The organism is Klebsiella sp. CN_Kp100 (assembly GCF_040065315.1).
Taxonomy (GTDB): domain Bacteria; phylum Pseudomonadota; class Gammaproteobacteria; order Enterobacterales; family Enterobacteriaceae; genus Klebsiella; species Klebsiella oxytoca.
Map to the genome: position 1 here is coordinate 90,229 of NZ_JBEAIJ010000028.1, position 19,597 is coordinate 109,825.

18 protein-coding genes are annotated in these 19,597 nt (G+C 52.0%); 8 read left to right on the forward strand and 10 right to left on the reverse strand.

What is annotated here, in order from left to right:
* Positions 1-12: 12 nt before the first annotated feature.
* From dtd to typA, 4 genes are all read right to left on the reverse strand, one after another.
* Positions 13-450: a D-aminoacyl-tRNA deacylase gene (gene dtd / locus ABLV12_RS09210; protein WP_004107369.1), complete on the reverse strand. Its 438-nt coding sequence runs from the start codon at positions 448-450 to the stop codon at positions 13-15.
* Positions 447-1,307, reverse strand: coding sequence for a virulence factor BrkB family protein (locus ABLV12_RS09215; RefSeq protein ID WP_004107366.1), 861 nt, complete (start codon positions 1,305-1,307; stop codon positions 447-449). Before ABLV12_RS09215 ends, dtd begins: the two co-directional genes overlap by 4 nt.
* Positions 1,301-1,900: a glucose-1-phosphatase gene (gene yihX, locus ABLV12_RS09220; RefSeq protein WP_004107358.1), complete on the reverse strand. Its 600-nt coding sequence runs from the start codon at positions 1,898-1,900 to the stop codon at positions 1,301-1,303. Before yihX ends, ABLV12_RS09215 begins: the two co-directional genes overlap by 7 nt.
* A 133-nt stretch (positions 1,901-2,033) precedes the next feature.
* A complete protein-coding gene (gene typA / locus ABLV12_RS09225) occupies positions 2,034-3,857 on the reverse strand; it encodes a ribosome-dependent GTPase TypA (protein ID WP_004107356.1) in 1,824 nt (607 codons plus the stop codon).
* Positions 3,858-4,235: 378 nt separating this feature from the next.
* Here typA and glnA point away from each other — a divergent pair, with 378 nt between their 5' ends.
* The 4 genes from glnA to ABLV12_RS09245 all read left to right on the forward strand — a co-directional run bounded on the left by glnA (position 4,236) and on the right by ABLV12_RS09245 (position 8,523).
* Complete coding sequence (gene glnA, locus ABLV12_RS09230; RefSeq protein WP_004107355.1) at positions 4,236-5,645, forward strand: glutamate--ammonia ligase; 1,410 nt, start codon at positions 4,236-4,238, stop codon at positions 5,643-5,645.
* Positions 5,646-5,833: 188 nt separating this feature from the next.
* A complete protein-coding gene (gene glnL / locus ABLV12_RS09235; RefSeq protein WP_004107353.1) occupies positions 5,834-6,883 on the forward strand; it encodes a nitrogen regulation protein NR(II) in 1,050 nt (349 codons plus the stop codon).
* A gap of 8 nt (positions 6,884-6,891) precedes the next feature.
* Positions 6,892-8,301: a nitrogen regulation protein NR(I) gene (glnG, locus tag ABLV12_RS09240; RefSeq protein ID WP_004107350.1), complete on the forward strand. Its 1,410-nt coding sequence runs from the start codon at positions 6,892-6,894 to the stop codon at positions 8,299-8,301.
* 111 nt (positions 8,302-8,412) lie between these two features.
* Entirely contained in the window at positions 8,413-8,523 is a 111-nt protein-coding gene (locus tag ABLV12_RS09245; RefSeq protein WP_016809591.1) for a YshB family small membrane protein, read from the forward strand.
* 37 nt (positions 8,524-8,560) lie between these two features.
* On the opposite strand, the gene hemN is transcribed toward ABLV12_RS09245, so the two are convergent.
* Both hemN and yihI read right to left on the reverse strand, forming a co-directional pair.
* Positions 8,561-9,934: an oxygen-independent coproporphyrinogen III oxidase gene (gene hemN / locus ABLV12_RS09250; protein WP_004107348.1), complete on the reverse strand. Its 1,374-nt coding sequence runs from the start codon at positions 9,932-9,934 to the stop codon at positions 8,561-8,563.
* 188 nt (positions 9,935-10,122) lie between these two features.
* Complete coding sequence (yihI, locus tag ABLV12_RS09255) at positions 10,123-10,629, reverse strand: Der GTPase-activating protein YihI (protein WP_064398872.1); 507 nt, start codon at positions 10,627-10,629, stop codon at positions 10,123-10,125.
* A 584-nt stretch (positions 10,630-11,213) separates the two neighbouring features.
* Between yihI and yihA the strand changes: the two genes are divergently transcribed.
* The gene (gene yihA / locus ABLV12_RS09260; RefSeq protein ID WP_004107344.1) at positions 11,214-11,846 is read left to right on the forward strand and encodes a ribosome biogenesis GTP-binding protein YihA/YsxC; all 633 of its coding nucleotides are present in this window, start codon (positions 11,214-11,216) and stop codon (positions 11,844-11,846) included.
* Positions 11,847-12,193: 347 nt separating this feature from the next.
* Here the strand turns inward: yihA and polA are convergent, their stop codons facing one another.
* Entirely contained in the window at positions 12,194-14,983 is a 2,790-nt protein-coding gene (gene polA, locus ABLV12_RS09265; RefSeq protein WP_016809594.1) for a DNA polymerase I, read from the reverse strand.
* A gap of 396 nt (positions 14,984-15,379) precedes the next feature.
* Here polA and ABLV12_RS09270 point away from each other — a divergent pair, with 396 nt between their 5' ends.
* A complete protein-coding gene (locus ABLV12_RS09270; protein ID WP_004116774.1) occupies positions 15,380-16,279 on the forward strand; it encodes an acyltransferase in 900 nt (299 codons plus the stop codon).
* A gap of 49 nt (positions 16,280-16,328) precedes the next feature.
* On the opposite strand, the gene dsbA is transcribed toward ABLV12_RS09270, so the two are convergent.
* The 3 genes from dsbA to ABLV12_RS09285 form a co-directional block, all read right to left on the reverse strand.
* Entirely contained in the window at positions 16,329-16,952 is a 624-nt protein-coding gene (gene dsbA, locus ABLV12_RS09275) for a thiol:disulfide interchange protein DsbA (RefSeq protein ID WP_004107338.1), read from the reverse strand.
* A 27-nt stretch (positions 16,953-16,979) separates the two neighbouring features.
* Positions 16,980-17,966, reverse strand: coding sequence for a serine/threonine protein kinase (locus tag ABLV12_RS09280; RefSeq protein WP_004107336.1), 987 nt, complete (start codon positions 17,964-17,966; stop codon positions 16,980-16,982).
* A gap of 75 nt (positions 17,967-18,041) precedes the next feature.
* Complete coding sequence (locus ABLV12_RS09285) at positions 18,042-18,311, reverse strand: YihD family protein (RefSeq protein WP_004107333.1); 270 nt, start codon at positions 18,309-18,311, stop codon at positions 18,042-18,044.
* Between the two features lie 71 nt (positions 18,312-18,382).
* On the opposite strand from ABLV12_RS09285, the gene mobA reads away from it, so the two are divergent.
* Both mobA and mobB read left to right on the forward strand, forming a co-directional pair.
* Positions 18,383-18,964 (forward strand): molybdenum cofactor guanylyltransferase MobA, encoded by a 582-nt coding sequence (mobA, locus tag ABLV12_RS09290; protein ID WP_064398874.1) that lies wholly within the window; start codon positions 18,383-18,385, stop codon positions 18,962-18,964.
* Positions 18,961-19,467: a molybdopterin-guanine dinucleotide biosynthesis protein MobB gene (mobB, locus tag ABLV12_RS09295; protein ID WP_064398875.1), complete on the forward strand. Its 507-nt coding sequence runs from the start codon at positions 18,961-18,963 to the stop codon at positions 19,465-19,467. Before mobA ends, mobB begins: the two co-directional genes overlap by 4 nt.
* Positions 19,468-19,597 lie beyond the last annotated feature (130 nt).

Below are 19,597 nucleotides of genomic sequence, written 5' to 3' on the forward strand. Positions count from 1 at the left end.
CCGGAAGCTGGCTCATACCTGCAACCAAAAGGTCACAGGACCATCATTCACCAGAGAAACCTGCATATCGGCAGCAAATCTCCCGGTCTGCGTATTCATTTTCTGCTGGCGGCAGCGCTCAACGAAATACTCGTACAGCGCTTCCGCTTTATCCGGTGCCGCGCCTTTAGAAAATCCAGGACGCATCCCGCGCTCGGTATCCGCTGCCAGCGTAAACTGTGAAACCACCAGCACGCTGCCGCCAGCCTGCTGCACGTTAAGATTCATTTTGCCTTCAGCATCGCTAAAAATACGGTATCCCAGCACGCGTTCGCACAGGCGATTCGCCTTTTGCTCATCATCGTCTCTCTCGACGCCTAACAGCACCAGAAGCCCGGGACCGATTTCGCCCGTCACTTCATCCTCCACGGTAACGCTAGCTCGGGATACGCGTTGAATTAATGCAATCATGATTGTTCTGTTTCTTCTTTTTTCAGTTTGCGGTATTCACCGAGAGTGACAGTAATTTCAGCGCCAAGCAAGACGATACACCACGTCCAGTACACCCAGACGAACAAAATGGGTACCACGGCAAGCACGCCATAAATCAGCTGATAGGACGGGAACGCAGTGATATATAAAGCAAAAGCTTTCTTCCCCGCCTCAAAGAGCAGCGCCGCAACCAGGGAACCGATTATCGCATCGCGGTTACGGACCTCGGCCGTCGGCACAATGCTGTACAGCAGCCAGAATGCCACCCACGATAAAATGAGCGGAAAAATACGCAGCACATCGTCAATCACGCTATTCAGATCGCTGGCCCAGCGTAACGACAGGAGATAGGAGCTGATCGCAAGGCTGGCCCCCGCCAGCAGCGGCCCCAGCGTGAGGATCATCCAATAGACGGCAAAGGAGTAGGTTTTTGGCCGGGTTCGGGTGCTGCGCCAGATAGTATTCAATGCGCTATCAATGGAATACATCAGCAGCAGCGATGTCACAATCAGGCCGAAAGCGCCCACGGCGGTCATCCGACTGGAGTTGGCGACAAACTGCTCGATATAGCCCTGAATCACATCGCCGGTGGTCGGAATAAAATTGGCAAAAATAAAGTGTCGAATCTGGATACTGACATCAGAAAACATCGGAAAGGCCGCAAACAGCGCAAATATAACGGCGATAAGCGGCACCAGGGAGAGTAACGACACATAGGCCAGGTTTCCCGCCAGGGTCGTCATATGATCTTCATCAATACGCCGCCATAGCAGCTTCAGCCAGGCCACCAGCGGCCGCAGATGGCGCGCTGTTTTTTGATGAACGGTTTTTAGCATAGCTGCTTCGCAAAGTAGTTCGGTATCGTCTCCTTTCCGGTCACCAGAATTGACGTGATACCTAACTGATCAGCGCCGGCAATATTATCCGCGTTATCATCGAAGAAAACCGTATCCTCTGCGGAGAAACCTTCCGATTCGAGCACGCTCTGGTAGATCCGCGCTTCGGGTTTACGCATCCCCATCTCCTGGGAGAGATAGATATGGTCAGCCACGGCGCGTATTTCTGGATATTCATCCGGCCAGAAGGTGGTATGCAAACGGTTAGTATTGGACAGGACCACGACTCGATGCCCCTGCTCGCGTAATTTTTGCATAATTGCCGTCACCTCCGGTCGCAGGGCGACGAAAACCGCCTGCCAGCCGTGGGAGAACTGCTCGTAGCTAAGCGGCATGTTCATTTCGTGGCACATCGCCGCCGCAAAATCCTCATCGCTAATTTCGCCGCGCTCGTGCTGATGGAACGCTTCACCCATAGTGAAATGCTGCTTCAGCGTCGCAAGAGGGATCCGCGTTAAATCGCTCCACGTCCCGAGCACCCGGTTGAAGTCAATATCGACAATCACATTACCTAAATCAAAGATATAGAGCATGGCCCTCTCCTTTTGCACCGTGGAAAATTAACTGTAGCGGGAAAGGGGGAGTTTGACTATGGGTGGCAGGGCTTTGTACAAAAAAGAAACCCTGCCATTGAGGCAGGGTTCAGATAGCGAAAAGAAGCGTTAATTACTCTTCTTTCGCGCCGCGCATTGCGCGTTTACGGTCGTTCTCGGTCAGATGACGTTTACGGATACGAACGGAAGTAGGGGTAACTTCAACCAGTTCGTCGTCATCGATGAACTCCAGAGCCTGCTCCAGGGTCATCTTAACCGGCGGAACCAGAACCGTTGCTTCGTCAGTACCGGACGCACGCATGTTGGTCAGTTTCTTACCAGTCAGGCAGTTTACCGTCAGGTCGTTAGAACGGCTGTGAATTCCGATGATCTGGCCTTCGTAAACTTCTGCGCCGTGGCCCAGGAACAGCTTACCGCGATCCTGCAGGCTGAACAGCGCAAACGCCACCGCTTTACCCTGACCGTTGGAGATCAGAACGCCGTTCTGACGCTGACCCACATCACCCGCACGAACGTCATCGTAGTGGCTGAAGGTGGAGTACAGCAGACCGGTACCGGAGGTCATGGTCATGAATTCTGAACGGAAGCCGATCAGACCACGGCTTGGGATCACGTAGTCGAGACGTACGCGGCCTTTGCCATCTGGATTCATGTTTTTCAGGTCGCCTTTACGCTCACCCAGCGCCTGCATGACAGACCCCTGGTGCTGCTCTTCGACGTCCAGCGTCACGTTCTCGAACGGCTCTTGCTTACGGCCGTCGATTTCGCGGAAGATAACTTTCGGACGGGAAACCGCCATTTCGAAACCTTCACGACGCATGTTTTCGATAAGAACGGACAGATGCAGTTCACCACGGCCAGAAACGCGGAATGCGTCTGCATCCGGAGTTTCTTCAACGCGCAGCGCCACGTTGTGCACCAGCTCTTTATTCAGGCGGTCAAGGATCTGACGAGAGGTAACGTACTTACCTTCTTTACCGCAGAACGGAGAGGTGTTAACGCAGAAGAACATGGAAACGGTCGGCTCATCGACGGACAGCGCCGGCAGCGCTTCAACATTCTGCGTATCGCAGATGGTGTCAGAGATGTTCAGCTCGCCCAGACCGGTGATCGCGATGATATCGCCCGCTTCAGCGATGTCGCTCTCGATACGCTCCAGACCCAGATGGGTCAGAACTTTACCGACTTTACCATTACGGGTTTTGCCTTCGCTATCAACGATAGTGACCTGCTGGTTCGGCTTCACTTTACCGCGCTTGATGCGGCCGATGCCGATGACGCCAACGTAGTTGTTGTAGTCCAGCTGGGAGATTTGCATCTGCAGCGGGCCATCAAGGTCAACGTTCGGTGCCGGTACGCGATCGACGATAGTCTGATACAGCGGAGTCATATCCTCAGCCATATCTTCGTGATCCAGACCCGCGATACCGTTCAGCGCGGAAGCGTAAACGATAGGGAAGTCCAGCTGTTCGTCGGTAGCATCAAGGTTAACGAACAGGTCGAATACCTGATCGACAACCCAGTCAGGGCGCGCGCCAGGACGGTCAACTTTGTTGATAACAACAATCGGCTTCAGACCGTGGGCAAAAGCTTTCTTGGTGACGAAGCGCGTCTGCGGCATCGGACCATCAAAGGCATCAACCACCAGCAGCACAGAATCTACCATGGACATGACACGTTCAACTTCACCACCGAAGTCGGCGTGCCCAGGGGTATCAACGATGTTGATACGGTAATCATTCCATTTGATAGCAGTGTTTTTAGCGAGGATGGTAATCCCACGCTCTTTCTCCAAATCGTTGGAGTCCATCACTCGTTCTTGTGCTTCAGTACGCGCGTCGAACGTACCAGATTGCTGTAGCAGCTTGTCAACCAGGGTAGTTTTACCATGGTCAACGTGCGCGATGATGGCGATATTACGCAGATTTTCGATCACAACTTTGCCTCAGGCATTAGAAATAGCGCGTTATTGTACACGGATTAATCGCAGTACAAAACAGGATCACAAACATCCTCCGCAAACAAGTATTGCAGAGATTCTTTGTGATCGCTTTCACGGAGCATTAAAAGGGTTATTCGAGTCCAATTGCACCAAATAAGTGCCCAATGTTCACACAAATGCACTATATTGGTGCAATGCATTCATTTTGGTGCAGCCCTTTTGCACGATGACGTGCATGATAACGCCTTTTGGGGGCAATTTAAAAGTTGGCACAGATTTCGCTTTGTATTTTTTAAGGCAACAACGCCACTTTTAGTAGCAAAAAAGTTTTCGTTTCCACGACGACACAGACCAATCCGGGAGAGTTTAAGTATGTCCGCTGAACACGTTTTGACGATGCTGAACGAGCATGAAGTGAAGTTTGTCGATCTGCGCTTCACCGATACCAAAGGTAAAGAACAGCACGTAACTATTCCTTCTCATCAGGTAAATGCCGAATTCTTCGAAGAAGGCAAAATGTTTGATGGCTCCTCGATTGGCGGTTGGAAAGGTATTAACGAATCCGACATGGTTCTGATGCCGGATGCAACCACCGCGCTGATCGACCCGTTCTATGAAGAACCGACTCTGATCATCCGCTGCGACATCCTGGAACCCGGCACTCTGCAGGGCTATGACCGCGACCCGCGTTCCATTGCTAAGCGCGCTGAAGAGTATCTGCGCTCTACCGGCCTGGCTGACACCGTACTGTTCGGGCCAGAACCAGAATTCTTCCTGTTCGATGACATCCGTTTTGGTGCGTCCATCTCCGGTTCCCACGTCGCTATCGATGATATCGAAGGCGCATGGAACTCCTCCACCAAATACGAAGGCGGCAACAAAGGCCACCGTCCGGGCGTGAAAGGCGGTTACTTCCCGGTTCCGCCGGTAGACTCCTCTCAGGATATCCGCTCCACCATGTGTATGATCATGGAAGAGATGGGCCTGGTTGTTGAAGCTCACCACCACGAAGTGGCGACTGCCGGTCAGAACGAAATCGCCACCCGCTTTAACACCATGACCAAAAAAGCGGATGAAATTCAGATTTACAAATACGTTGTGCACAATGTCGCACACCGTTTCGGCAAAACCGCGACCTTCATGCCAAAACCGATGTTTGGCGATAACGGTTCCGGTATGCACTGCCACATGTCCCTGTCCAAGAACGGCGTAAACCTGTTCTCCGGCGACAAATACGCGGGCCTGTCTGAACAAGCGCTGTACTACATCGGCGGCGTTATCAAACACGCTAAAGCGATTAACGCCCTGGCTAACCCGACCACCAACTCCTACAAGCGTCTGGTCCCGGGCTACGAAGCGCCGGTAATGCTGGCTTACTCTGCCCGTAACCGTTCCGCGTCTATCCGTATTCCGGTTGTCACCTCTCCGAAAGCGCGCCGTATCGAAGTGCGCTTCCCGGACCCGGCGGCTAACCCGTACCTGTGCTTCGCCGCGCTGCTGATGGCTGGCCTTGACGGTATCAAGAACAAAATCCATCCGGGCGAAGCCATGGATAAAAACCTGTACGATCTGCCGCCGGAAGAAGCGAAAGAGATCCCACAGGTTGCAGGCTCTCTGGAAGAAGCACTGAACGCGCTGGACGCAGACCGTGAATTCCTGACCGCCGGCGGCGTATTCACCAACGACGCTATCGATGCTTACATCGCCCTGCGTATGGAAGAAAACGACCGCATCCGTATGACTCCGCACCCGGTTGAATTCGAGCTGTACTACAGCGTCTGATTTTGCTGTAAATCCATGGTGCTTCGTGTTGTGGCGCGGGGTACCAGGGATGTTTTGTTGCCGTGGAAACTTTCAGCCCATCTCAGGATGGGCTTTTTTCTCCACCAACACGCTGATCTCGTGAGCTTTTTATTCATAAAAAGCTATACTGCACTAAAATGGTGCACTCTTTTTCTGGAGACTGTCGAATGGCAACAGGCACACTGCCCGATGCTGGGCAGATCCTTAACTCTTTAATCAACAGTATCTTACTGGTCGATGATGACCTGGCGGTTCATTACGCGAACCCGGCGGCGCAGCAGCTGCTGGCGCAAAGTTCTCGTAAGCTATTCGGCACGCCGCTGCCGGAACTGTTGAGCTATTTCTCTCTGAATATCGGCCTCATGCAGGAGAGCCTCGCTGCGGGGCAAGGTTTTACCGATAATGAAGTGACGCTGGTCATTGATAGCCGCTCGCATATCCTTTCCCTGACGGCGCAGCGCCTGCCGGAAGGCTATATTCTGCTGGAAATGGCGCCGATGGATAATCAGCGTCGTCTGAGCCAGGAGCAGCTGCAGCACGCACAGCAGATTGCCGCACGCGACTTAGTGCGTGGTCTGGCCCATGAGATTAAAAACCCGCTGGGCGGTTTGCGCGGAGCGGCACAGCTGCTGAGCAAAGCGCTGCCCGATCCTGCGTTAATGGAATATACCAAAGTCATTATTGAACAGGCCGATCGGTTAAGAAATCTGGTCGACCGTCTGCTGGGGCCGCAGCATCCCGGGATGCACGTGACGGAAAGCATCCATAAGGTCGCTGAGCGGGTAGTGAAGCTGGTGTCGATGGAGCTGCCGGATAACGTCAAACTGGTTCGCGATTACGACCCCAGCCTGCCGGAACTCCCGCACGACCCTGACCAAATCGAACAGGTGTTGCTGAATATCGTCCGTAATGCGCTGCAGGCGCTGGGACCCGAGGGCGGCGAGATCACTCTGCGCACCCGCACGGCCTTCCAGTTAACCTTACACGGCGTACGCTACCGCCTCGCTGCGCGCATTGACGTTGAAGATAACGGCCCGGGAATACCGTCTCATTTACAGGACACGCTGTTTTATCCGATGGTGAGCGGGCGCGAAGGCGGTACCGGACTCGGTCTGTCTATTGCCCGCAGCCTTATCGATCAGCACTCCGGGAAAATTGAATTTACCAGTTGGCCAGGGCATACCGAATTCTCGGTGTACCTGCCTATTCGGAAGTAGAGGTGTTTATGCAACGAGGGATAGCATGGATCGTTGACGACGATAGCTCCATCCGTTGGGTGCTTGAACGCGCGCTCACCGGGGCAGGCTTGAGTTGTACAACGTTTGAGAGCGGTAACGAGGTGCTTGATGCCCTCACGACCAAAACCCCGGATGTGCTGCTGTCTGATATCCGCATGCCGGGAATGGATGGGCTGGCGCTGTTAAAGCAAATTAAACAGCGCCATCCAATGCTACCGGTCATCATAATGACGGCGCATTCGGATCTTGATGCGGCGGTAAGCGCCTATCAGCAAGGCGCCTTTGATTATCTGCCGAAACCGTTTGATATCGATGAAGCGGTAGCGCTGGTTGACCGGGCAATTAGCCATTACCAGGAGCAACAACAGCCGCGTAATGCGCCGATTAATAGCCCAACGGCCGATATCATCGGCGAAGCGCCGGCAATGCAGGACGTCTTTCGCATTATCGGCCGCCTGTCGCGCTCTTCTATCAGCGTGCTGATCAACGGCGAATCCGGTACCGGCAAAGAGTTGGTTGCCCATGCTCTGCATCGCCACAGCCCGCGCGCCAAGGCGCCGTTTATTGCGCTGAATATGGCGGCAATCCCTAAAGACTTGATTGAGTCAGAGCTCTTTGGCCACGAGAAAGGCGCTTTTACCGGCGCCAATACCGTGCGTCAGGGACGTTTTGAGCAGGCAGACGGCGGTACGCTGTTCCTTGACGAGATTGGCGATATGCCGCTGGACGTCCAGACCCGTCTGCTGCGCGTCCTGGCCGATGGTCAGTTTTACCGCGTGGGCGGCTATGCGCCGGTGAAAGTGGATGTGCGTATTATTGCCGCCACCCACCAGAACCTTGAGCTGCGCGTCCAGGAGGGGAAATTCCGTGAGGATTTGTTCCATCGCCTGAACGTGATTCGCGTCCATCTGCCGCCGCTGCGCGAGCGTCGGGAAGATATTCCTCGCCTGGCGAGGCATTTCCTGCAAATTGCCGCTCGTGAACTGGGCGTGGAGGCCAAACAGCTGCATCCGGAGACGGAGATGGCGTTAACCCGGCTGGCGTGGCCGGGCAACGTTCGTCAGCTGGAAAACACTTGCCGCTGGCTGACGGTGATGGCCGCGGGTCAGGAAGTTCTGACGCAGGATCTCCCCAGTGAGCTGTTTGAAACCGCGATACCGGATAATCCGACGCAAATGCTGCCGGATAGCTGGGCGACGCTGCTGGGGCAATGGGCCGATCGCGCGCTGCGCTCCGGTCATCAAAACCTGCTCTCAGAAGCGCAGCCTGAGATGGAGCGTACGCTGCTGACCACCGCGTTACGCCATACTCAGGGGCATAAACAAGAGGCGGCGCGGCTGCTAGGGTGGGGCCGTAACACTCTGACGCGTAAGTTAAAAGAGTTGGGAATGGAGTAGCAGCGCAGCGGCGCGTAAAAAATAGTCATCCAGCGCAAACTGCTGCTATTTTGTACTTTACTGTTACTATGCATTGAGTATGATCTTGCCCGGAAAGACGGGGGGGTAATCATGCTTGAATCACTCATTAATATTATATCGAGCGGAGTTGCAGCAGGTCATACGCCGCAGACGGCGGTAGCTGCCGTCCTGTGCGCGGCGATGGTTGGGCTGTTTAACTGATATATATCCCCTCTCCGGTAAGGAGAGGGGATATAGCTTATATCACGCGAGAAAACTGCTGCATCCGCGCTTTCTGCCGCAGGTAAGCATCAAAGCACATACAGATATTGCGAATCAGCAGCCGGCCTTTCGGCGTAACCTGAATGCCCTTCTCATCCACATCCACCAGCCCGTCTTTAGCCAGCGGCGCCAACAATTTCATATCTTCGGCAAAGTAGTCATCGTAGATGAGCGCCCACTGTTTCTCTACCGCCGCAAAGTCGAGACGGAAGTTACAAATCAGCGCCTTAATGACATCACGACGAATGCAGTCATCGCGCGTCAACGCAATACCGCGCCACAGCGCCGTCCCGGTTTCATCGACCTGTTGATAATACTGTTTCAACTCTTTCTGGTTCTGCGCATAGCAATCGCCAATCATACTGATCGCCGACACGCCCATCCCCAGCAGGTCGGTGTCTCCCTGGGTGGTATATCCCTGGAAGTTGCGATGCAGAATACCTTCCCGTTGGGCTATCGCCAGCTCATCATCAGGGCGGGCAAAGTGGTCCATGCCGATAAACTGATATCCCGCAGAGGTTAACGAAGCAATCGTCTCCTGAAGAATATCCAGCTTTTGTTCAGCTGAGGGCAAATCGGCATCTTTGATTTTGCGCTGTGCAGCAAACAGCGTTGGCAGATGCGCATAGTTAAATACGCTCAGACGATCGGGATTAAGCTCCGCCACTTTCTGTAGCGTATAAGCGAAGCTCTGCGGCGTTTGCTTCGGCAGACCGTAAATCAGGTCGATATTGGTTGAGGTAAAGCCGATATCACGCGCGTGATTAAGGAGCGCGAAGATAAATGCTTCATCCTGCTCGCGGTTCACCAGACGCTGCACTTCTTTGTTGAAGTCCTGCACGCCCATGCTCAGGCGGTTAAAGCCTTCGGCGCGTAAATGATCCAGGACATCAAGCTCAATTTCACGCGGATCGACTTCAATGGAAATCTCTGCATCCGCGTTAAAATCGAAATGCGTACGCAGCAACCCCATCAGGCGGCTAATTTGCGCTTTGTTCAGATACGTCGGCGTACCGCCGCCCCAGTGCAGCTGATTAACCTTGCGGCCAGCAAAAAGCGGAGCGCGATGAATAATCTCCTGCTCAAGCACATCCAGATACTGGTCAGCCTTATGCTGCTGGCGGGTGACGATTTTGTTGCAGCCGCAGAAATAGCAGAGTTTATGGCAAAACGGGATATGCACGTATAGCGATAGAGGACGCTGCGGATAGCGGGCAACCGCCGCATCAAATTCAGCAGCGCCAAATTCTGGAGAAAACTCCAGCGCGGTGGGATACGAAGTATAACGCGGCCCGGAATAATTATATTTCTGGATCAGGGCCAGATCCCAGTCGATTAACTGCACAGACATGCTCACTCCTTCCGATGGTGCCGTCGGCGGGTACGCCGCCCCGGCCCAACCGCACCTCGGGTAATGAGCCGGTTGCGCAGCCATTTCTGACGCCGCGACAACCGTCGTAGTTTAACGAATAACCACAGCAGATAACATATAACCAGAAGGGTTATAAGCAGGACCGGGAATCCGATGGGATGCAAACGTTAGTTTCCACCCTTCAGCAGGCGCATCATATCTTCTTTGCGCTCTTCCTCTTCTTCATCTTCGTCATCATCATAGGAGAGGCCCAGCTGCTGCATCAGCTCATCAATGCGATCCAGTTTGGCATCAACCCAGGTTTGCTCTTCAGCATTCAGGGTGCCGCCCTCTTCAAGGCGTTCCAGCAGCGCATCCAGGCGCTCATCGTTCTCCAGAAAATCCAGCTCAGCCTGCGGTGAAAGCATAGGTTTCTCGCTCTTTGGTTTATGCTGCTTAATCGCCGGAGCGCTTTCAGTTACGCCCAGCGGGATGGGTTTTTTACTGCCAATTCGGGGATCTTGCTGCTGACCTTGTTTTTTGGCTGCTGAAGCGGTGTCGCCACCGGTCGCACGACTGCCTGCCGCATGGCCGCGATGCTTCTTCTGATGCTTACGCTCGCGAGCTTCCTGGTTCAATTCTTCACGCGTTTTGCGATTTTTTTTGCCACGAGGTACGGATGTCGGTTTTTTCATGTTGGGTAATCTTCAGGCCATTTTCTTCAGTATAGAATTGAGGCGGAATCTAGCAGAAAGCAAGCAAAGAAAAAAGGCGACAGATTACTCTGTCGCCTTTTTCCGTACTGACAACCCTTAAAGGGCTTCTACTTTCCCTGTTAGCTAACGACACACCCTGTCTTTCCTTCAGCTACTAACGGTCCCTGTTACTTCCATTTCCCTTTAAAACGTCTTCCAGACGTTTGTCATCCTGACAATCCGTAGTCCTCGCCTCCTGGCGCTTCCTGACCCCTCATCCTGAGTCATCATCCTGTTAGCATCCTCGCCCTTGGTCACTACTTTACTGGTTTGAGGAAAACCTACAACTGACTGTACAGAAAAAAATCTAATTTCAGAATTTTCTTTCAGCTTAATATCATGATTTATAAGCTTTTGTGTTATTTATGCTCGGATTTTTCTCACTCATATCTCATATAACCAATAGCCAATATCTCACAAAGAGTGTGGTTTTAACTTACATCAATGAGATGCGGTAAAAACAGTCTTTTTCTGTTGTTCAGGTATAATCCCCGCCATAGCCTGATTTAACGGAGACGACCGTCTTGACCAACTGGAATTATCAACTGACGCATTTTGTCACTAGTGCGCCAGATATCCGCCATCTTCCTGCCGATACCGGTATTGAAGTGGCATTTGCTGGCCGCTCTAACGCCGGGAAATCCAGCGCTCTGAATACGCTGACTAACCAAAAAAGCCTGGCGCGCACGTCGAAGACGCCCGGGCGTACGCAGCTGATTAACCTGTTTGAAGTCGCTGAGGGCAAACGCCTTGTCGACCTGCCGGGCTATGGTTACGCCCAGGTTCCGGAAGAGATGAAGATCAAGTGGCAGCGCGCGCTGGGTGAATATCTTGAGAAACGCCTCTGTCTGAAAGGGCTGGTGGTGCTGATGGATATTCGTCATCCGCTTAAAGATCTCGATCAGCAGATGATCCAGTGGGCCGTCGAAAGCGATATCCCGGTGCTGGTACTGCTGACTAAAGCCGATAAGCTCGCCAGCGGTGCGCGGAAAGCGCAGATCAATATGGTTCGCGAAGCGGTCATCGCCTTTAACGGAGATGTGCAGGTAGAAGCGTTTTCTTCCCTGAAGAAGCAAGGTGTGGATAAACTGCGTCAGAAGCTGGATAGCTGGTATAACGATATCCCGCCGCAGGAAGAACCCGAAGACGGCGAATAAGTTCGCAAAAAACCCGGATAGCGGCGCGTGAAGCCTTATCCGGGCTCCCCGCCTTTGCATGCATCGATGCGTAAAATTTTCTTTCGCGCAATAAAAAACGCCCCGGTCATAAATGACCGGGGCGGCTAAAATATTCAGCCAAATCCGATTACGTGAAGTAAAAGGTCTGAAAGATAGAACATCTTACCTCTGTACCCTACGTCTTTAACTCTACTCTTCTTTCGGTTACGGATAAAGCATTTTTTGTAGTTTTTTTTCACTCTTTACATAGCAAATTCAAATGATCATCACAAAACACGATAAGTTATGTTACTCACTTACAAAAAATGACCTTACCCGACGAATACTTAGTGCGCTTGATCCCAGTTTTCTCCACTACCGACTTCCACCAGCAGCGGAACCGCCAGCGTCGTACTGCTCTCCATCAGTTCGTGGATCTTTTTCGCGACCGCTTCAAGATCGTCCTTATGCACTTCAAAGACCAGTTCATCGTGCACCTGCATGATCATCCGCACGCGAGGTTTTTCGCTTAGCAGCCAGCCGTCTACCGCGATCATTGCACGTTTAATGATATCGGCCGCGGTACCCTGCATTGGCGCATTGATCGCCGCACGTTCGGCGCCAGCGCGGCGCGCGCCATTGCTGGATTTGATGTCCGGCAGATAGAGACGACGACCGTCCAGCGTTTCAACATACCCCTGCTCTTTGGCCTGGGTGCGAGTACGCTCCATATACTCCAGAACGCCCGGATAGCGCTCAAAGTAGAGATCCATATACTTTTGCGCTTCTTTGCGTGGGATATTGAGCTGTCGCGCAAGACCGAATGCGCTCATGCCGTAAATCAGACCAAAGTTGATCGCCTTCGCGCTACGGCGCTGCTCGCTGCTAACGCTCTCCAGCGGCAAACCAAAGACCTCAGCCGCCGTCGCGCGGTGGATATCTTTGCCTTCCGCAAATGCGGTCAGCAGACCCTTATCGCGGGAGAGATGCGCCATGATGCGCAGTTCAATTTGCGAGTAGTCGGCCGAGACAATGAGATAATCTTCCGGTGCAATAAACGCCTGGCGGATACGTCGCCCTTCTTCGTTGCGTACCGGAATATTCTGCAGGTTCGGGTCGGTAGACGACAAACGCCCCGTAGCGGTCACCGCCTGGTGATAGGAAGTATGAACCCGCCCCGTTTTCGGGCTGATCATCAGCGGTAGCTTATCGGTATAGGTGGATTTAAGTTTTGCCAGTCCACGATATTCGAGGATAACTTTCGGCAGCGGATAGTCCAGCGCCAGCTCTTCCAGCACCTCTTCCGAGGTAGAAGGCGCACCGCCAGGGGTTTTCTTCAGCGGCTTAATGCCTTGTTTTTCAAACAAGATCGTTTGCAGCTGCTTCGGCGACGAGAGGTTAAACTCTTCACCCGCAATATCGTACGCCTTCTTCTCCAGTTCAATCAGGCGCTTGGCTATCTCCTGAGAATGCGCATGCAGCACGGCCGGATCAATCTTCACGCCGTTACGCTCCACGCGGGATAGCACCGGCACCAGCGGCATTTCAATATTTTTAAAGACGTTCAGCGGACCTTCATTTTGCTGAAGTTCAGGCCACATTTTGAGGTGCAGCTGCAGGGTGACATCCGCATCTTCCGCCGCGTAGCGGCCTGCTTCTTCCAGCGCAATTTGGTTAAATGTGAGCTGGTTTTTACCTTTCCCCGCGATTTCTTCGAAGGTAATGGTTTTGTGCTTCAGCCAGCGATCGGAGAGACTATCCATATCATGACGGCCCGCCACGCTGTCGAGAATGTAGGACTCCAGCATGGTATCGAAGGCAATACCGCGCAGTTCAATGCCGTAGTTAGCCAGGATCCCGCGGTCATATTTGAGGTTTTGTCCAACCTTCAGAACCTTGTCATCTTCCAGTAACGGTTTCAGCAATTCCAGGACGCGGTCGCGAGGGATTTGATCCGGCGCGTCCAGATAATCATGGGCGACCGGCACATAGGCCGCCACGCCAGGTTCAATGGCGAAGGAGAGGCCCACCATATTGGCGGATACGTTATCCAGGCTGTCGGTTTCGGTATCAAAGGCAAAAAGCGGCGCTTTCTTCAGATTTTCAATCCAGGTGAGCAATGTTTGTTCATCCAGAATGGTGACGTAGTTTTCAGCGGAGAGCACTGTCGCGGTTTCTTCTTCTGCCTCGGCCACGTCGGCAGCCGCTGCCAGCGGCCTGGCCGCAGACTTAGCGCCTTTTGCCTGCATCCACTTACCGGACTCTACATCAGTGATCCAGCGTTTAAATTCATATTTTTTAAACAGCGTCAGCAGTTCATCCGCAACAGGTTGTTCAACCAGCAGATCTTCACAGCCCAAATCCAGTTCAACGTCCGTTTTGATCGTCGCCAGCTGATAAGAGAGGTAAGCCACCTCTTTATTCTGTTCCAGCTTTGCCGCCATCGTTTTCGCGCCGCGGAAAGTCAATCCGGCGATTTTTTCAGGCTCAGCATATAACGTATCAAGACCACCCAGTCCCTGCAGAAGCGCCTGCGCGGTTTTCTCCCCCACCCCAGGCACGCCCGGAATGTTATCCGAGGAGTCACCCATCAGGGCCAGAAAATCGATGATCAGTTCCGGTGGAACGCCGTATTTTGTCACGACTTCGTCGGGGCCAAGGATGGTGTTAGTCATGGTATTAATGAGCGTAATACCCGGCGTAACCAGCTGAGCCATATCTTTATCACCGGTGCTAATCAGCACCGGACGCCCTACTTTTTCAGCTTCACGGGCCAGGGTACCGATGACATCGTCTGCTTCCACGCCAGGAACGGCCATTAGCGGAAGGCCCATCGCTTTCACCATGGCATGCAGCGGCTCGATCTGCGCACGGAGATCGTCCGGCATCGGTGGACGATGAGATTTATAGTGCTCAAACAGTTCATCCCGGAAAGTCTTTCCCTTGGCATCAAACACAACGACAGCATGGGTCGGTTGATACTGCAGGATCAGGCTTCGCAGCATATTCAGCACGCCATACATGGCGCCTGTCGGTTCGCCTGCGCTGTTCGTCAGCGGGGGGAACGCGTGGTATGCCCGATAAAGGTAAGAAGAGCCGTCAACGAGGATGAGAGGGTTTTCTGGGATCTGAACCATATTTTCCGTGCCTGTTTATCAGATTATCGGTAAAGGATGCCACAGACGGACAGTAAATCCTGAATTTTTCCCACATTTCGTCGAAAAGATTCAGCGATCCCCAGGATCGCGTTGCAGCCTAACCTGTGGATAACTTTGTGAATAGTTTTATAACGTTGATCGACCAATGATTAATAAAATAATATAACGGAAAAATATTCCATATTTATCATGCAATTATAGGTTCACAACCTGCTTTATTATCATCATGGCGACTCGATGTTCCATGTGGATATAAGATCCAGAAATTTTTCTGTTCTGGTAAGACCCGTTATTTACTCTATTTTCTGATAAAATCAGCCCCTTGCGCTGTTTATAGGCGTTCTTTATCAGCCTAACTTTCTGAATCATTTAACTATGCCGAGATTACTCGCCGCGATAACGCTCCCGCTGAGTATCGCCCTGACTATCATAGTCACCGTCATCTGCTCCGTGCCAATCATCATCGCCGGGCTGATTAAACTTCTTGTGCCCGTTCCTGCGGTCTGGCGCTCGATATCCGTTTTTTGCAATTTCATGATGTACTGTTGGTGTGAAGGACTGGCGTGGCTGCTGCGCCTTAATCCCTGGCTTAAATGGGATGTACAGGGCCTTGATGGTCTGAGTAAAAAGAACTGGTATCTGCTTATCAGCAACCATCACAGCTGGGCCGATATCGTGGTACTTTGCGTGCTGTTCCGCAAACATATTCCGATGAATAAATATTTCCTCAAGCAACAGCTCGCCTGGGTTCCGTTTATTGGGCTGGCCTGCTGGGCGCTGGATATGCCTTTTATGCGCCGTTATTCCCGAGGCTATTTACTCCGCCATCCCGAGCGCCGTGGCAGAGATGTTGAAACTACTCGCCGCTCCTGCGAGAAATTCCGCGCGCATCCCACCACTATCGTCAACTTTGTTGAAGGTTCACGTTTTACTGAAGAAAAGAGACAGCTAACCCGTTCGCCATACCACAATCTGTTAGCGCCAAAAGCGGCGGGTATCGCAATGGCATTAAGCGTGCTGGGCTCGCAGTTTGATAAGCTGTTGAACGTCACGGTGTGTTACCCGGAAAATAACCAAAGACCGTTTTACGATATGCTGAGCGGTCGATTAACGCACATTGTGGTGCGAATCCATCTTGAGCCCGTAGCTGAAGAGCTGCATGGCGACTATGTAAATGATAAAAACTTTAAGCGACGCTTTCAGCGTTGGCTAAATACGCTCTGGGAAGAGAAAGATCGGCAGCTAACGGAAATCATGCAGCAGGCAAAGAAGTGAATTGGGACGCAGAAAAGAAAAACGCCGGTCAGTGACCGGCGTTTATTTTTTATTTCTTATCAACCAGCTGCTTAACGGTATCAGCATACTGGGCAACAAATGCGTCCATGTTGCTGGTATCCATACCCTGCGGATTAAGCTGGTATTTACCATTAACGTACATAGCAGGCACGCCCTGCAGCTGGAAATCAGCAGCGGCTTTCTCTTGCTGAGCCACCAGAGATTTCACCACAAAGCTGTTCCAGGCCGCATCGTAATCTTCACCTTTGACGCCGGCATCAACGAAGACCTTACGAATATCGGCCACGGTCTGGACGGTCTGGTTTTTCTGTACCGCTTCAAACATTGGGACGGTGATCTTATCTTCCACGCCCAGCGCCATCGCCACAGCCCATGCCTGAGTCAGATCCTTGCCTAGTGGGCCCAGGAACTCAACGTGGTATTTTGTCATTTTGACGCCTTCCGGCAGCTTTTTCTTCACGTTATCTGATACGTGAAGGACTTCTTCAAACTGATAGCAATGCGGGCAATAGAACGAGAAAAACTCGAGCACCTGAGGCTCACCAGCAACGGGTTTATCGAGGGTAATATACTGCTTACCGTCGGTGATCTGGGCAGCGGATGCACTAAAAGCCAGAATCATACCAGCCAGCGCCAGCCAAATTTTTTTCATGATTAACTCTCTCCTGGATATATCACATTAATACATTGGCGTTAACTGAAGAGGCGGTTCTTGCAGAACCTTTACCTGCTCAAGAAAAGTTGTTGTCTGCCCGCGCCAGTAATCTTCCCCGGTCAACCATGGGAAATTTTTAGGGAAAGCGGGATCTTCCCAGCGCCTTAACAACCACGCCAGATAATAAACTAACCGCATTGCACGTAAAGGCTCGATGAGAGCAATCTCATCCGTATTGAAAGGGCTAAACTCTTCATACGCTTCAATAATCATCTCAAGCTGCATACGCTGCTCGGGTTTATCACCGTTCAACAGCATCCACAGATCCTGGATAGCAGGGCCGTTACGTGAATCATCTAAATCAACAAACAAGGGGCCATCGCGCCAGAGGATGTTTCCCGCATGGCAATCACCGTGTAACCGTAAAATATTGGCGCGTCCGTGCCATTGCGCCATTACCGCGTCAATGAGTTTATCGGTAGCGCTGAGAAAGGCATCTTTCAGGCCAGCAGGAATCAGTGGGGAGAGCTCAAAGACCTGTCGGGGCTCCAGAAGATACTCATTGGTGCCTATCTCCGGACGAGCGACAAAGCGCTGTTTGCGTCCCGTTTGATGCATACGGCCAAGATAACGCCCAACCCACTCCATCTGATCGAGATTATCCGCCTCAAACTGACGTCCACCCAGGCTGGGGAAAACGGCGAAAAAGAATCCCTGATGTTGGTGAAGCGTGCTCTCGTTAAACAACAAAGGCGCCGCAACGGGCACGTCGTCCTCAACGAGCTGAAGCGAAAAGTGGTGTTCTTCGAGGATTTGTTCGGCAGACCAGCGCTCAGGACGATAGAACTTCACCACATAGCGGCGACGATCTTCGTCCTGAAACTGGTAAACTCGGTTCTCATAGCTATTAAGCGGAGTAAGACCGGAATCTACCCGCATACCCAGATCAAATAAACCATCAATGATGGTATCCGGGTGAAGCGTCTGAAAAGTGAAAGCCTTATCGTGCATCCTGACATCCGATAATCGTACGAATGATACAGGATATCATCTCATTGCCGATTCCGCGGCAGCGCTTACAACCTTTTACTCTTTAATCACGCCGCGGGCGCGTAGCAAGGCGGTTTTAAAATCTTCTTCATAATCTTTCTGGATACCCGGAATAACGGCCTCTTTTGCCGAGTCGCGCATTTTCAAATGGTAGATCAGAATATCGTCGGAAAGATCGCTCAATTCGCCAGCATAACCCGCTTCTTTCGCTAGTTTTTGCAAGAATTGCATCAAATTCAGTTCAGGTTCTTTCTGCCAGGCCGGCTGGAGGAGTTCAATCACTTCATTCAGGCGTTTACATTTCATAGCAATGCTCCTTAATCTTGATAGGAGTACGTTAGCAGGGACAAACCCACAATGAAAGAGGCGATATTGATATGCAGGGTGAGGTAATAACCGGCGTCGTGCTGGCGGGGGGAAGAGGCACGCGCATGGGAGGAATAGATAAAGGATTACAGCTGCTGAATAGTAAGGCCCTGTGGCGTCATGTCGCCGATACGCTGCAGCCTCAGGTCGCCAGGCTGGTGATTAGCGCTAACCGCAATCTTGATTGCTGGCGAAGCAGCGGCTACCCGATTATTACCGACTCTCTGAACGACTTTCCCGGGCCGTTGGCCGGCATGCTTTCCGTAATGCATCAGGTCGAGGGCGAATGGTTTCTGTTTTGTCCGTGCGATACGCCATTTATCCCATCATTTCTGGCGACTCGCTTAATGCAGCACAAAACATCAGCCCTGGCCGTTTGGGTACACGATGGTGAACGAGACCATCCGGCCATTGCTCTGGTAAATCGCAAGGTGATCGGCGAACTGGAAACGTATCTGGCCGCAGGAGAGCGGCGAGTAATGGTATTTCTGCACAAAATTGGCGGTCATAGCGTCGATTTTAGCGATGTAAAATCAGCATTTATAAACGTTAATACTCTCGACGATTTGCAACATATGCAGGTGCCATCATGATCCCACTTTTAGCCATCGCCGCCTGGAGCGGTACAGGTAAAACAACCTTATTGAAGGCTCTGATTCCGGCACTGCGCGCAGAAGGTTTACGGCCAGGGCTAATTAAACATACCCATCACGATATGGACGTGGATAAGCCGGGTAAAGACAGTTATGAACTGCGTAAAGCCGGAGCGGCTCAGACCATTGTCGCCAGTTCGCAGCGTTGGGCATTAATGACGGAAACGCCAGATAAGCCTTCACTGGATCTGGCATGGCTGGTCAGCCGAATGGATGCCTCAACGTTGGATTTAGTCCTGGTTGAGGGTTTTAAACATGAACCCGTGCCCAAAATCCTGCTTTATCGGCACAACAGCGGGCATAGTACAGAAGAATTAGTGTTTGACAATAATGTGATTGCTATCGCCAGCGATAGGCCGGTCGAGACGTCGCTTCCACTGTTAGATTTAAACGATGTTCCGCAGATAGCCGCTTTTATTATGCAGTGGTTAAAAGGGGTTTAGCCAGGAGCAGGTAAATTTTCAGGTACATAGCCATGATCTATCGACCTGAAGGTTTCTGTTGGTATTTTCAGACGACAAAAACGCAAAAAGCCCATCCGTCAGGATGGGCTCTTCACTTGTTTGATGCCTG

Bases quoted from the DNA above. Each gene is read 5' to 3' on its own strand.
- polA (WP_016809594.1), bottom strand. From the start codon at position 14,983: ATGGTTCAGATCCCAGAAAACCCTCTCATCCTCGTTGACGGCTCTTCT.
- ABLV12_RS09245 (WP_016809591.1), top strand. From the start codon at position 8,413: ATGCTTGAATCACTCATTAATATTATATCGAGCGGAGTTGCAGCAGGT.
- ABLV12_RS09285 (WP_004107333.1), bottom strand. From the start codon at position 18,311: ATGAAATGTAAACGCCTGAATGAAGTGATTGAACTCCTCCAGCCGGCC.
- mobB (WP_064398875.1), top strand. From the start codon at position 18,961: ATGATCCCACTTTTAGCCATCGCCGCCTGGAGCGGTACAGGTAAAACA.
- dsbA (WP_004107338.1), bottom strand. From the start codon at position 16,952: ATGAAAAAAATTTGGCTGGCGCTGGCTGGTATGATTCTGGCTTTTAGT.
- ABLV12_RS09215 (WP_004107366.1), bottom strand. From the start codon at position 1,307: ATGCTAAAAACCGTTCATCAAAAAACAGCGCGCCATCTGCGGCCGCTG.
- glnA (WP_004107355.1), top strand. From the start codon at position 4,236: ATGTCCGCTGAACACGTTTTGACGATGCTGAACGAGCATGAAGTGAAG.
- ABLV12_RS09280 (WP_004107336.1), bottom strand. From the start codon at position 17,966: ATGCACGATAAGGCTTTCACTTTTCAGACGCTTCACCCGGATACCATC.
- dtd (WP_004107369.1), bottom strand. From the start codon at position 450: ATGATTGCATTAATTCAACGCGTATCCCGAGCTAGCGTTACCGTGGAG.
- ABLV12_RS09270 (WP_004116774.1), top strand. From the start codon at position 15,380: ATGCCGAGATTACTCGCCGCGATAACGCTCCCGCTGAGTATCGCCCTG.
- yihX (WP_004107358.1), bottom strand. From the start codon at position 1,900: ATGCTCTATATCTTTGATTTAGGTAATGTGATTGTCGATATTGACTTC.
- hemN (WP_004107348.1), bottom strand. From the start codon at position 9,934: ATGTCTGTGCAGTTAATCGACTGGGATCTGGCCCTGATCCAGAAATAT.
- yihI (WP_064398872.1), bottom strand. From the start codon at position 10,629: ATGAAAAAACCGACATCCGTACCTCGTGGCAAAAAAAATCGCAAAACG.
- glnG (WP_004107350.1), top strand. From the start codon at position 6,892: ATGCAACGAGGGATAGCATGGATCGTTGACGACGATAGCTCCATCCGT.
- mobA (WP_064398874.1), top strand. From the start codon at position 18,383: ATGCAGGGTGAGGTAATAACCGGCGTCGTGCTGGCGGGGGGAAGAGGC.
- glnL (WP_004107353.1), top strand. From the start codon at position 5,834: ATGGCAACAGGCACACTGCCCGATGCTGGGCAGATCCTTAACTCTTTA.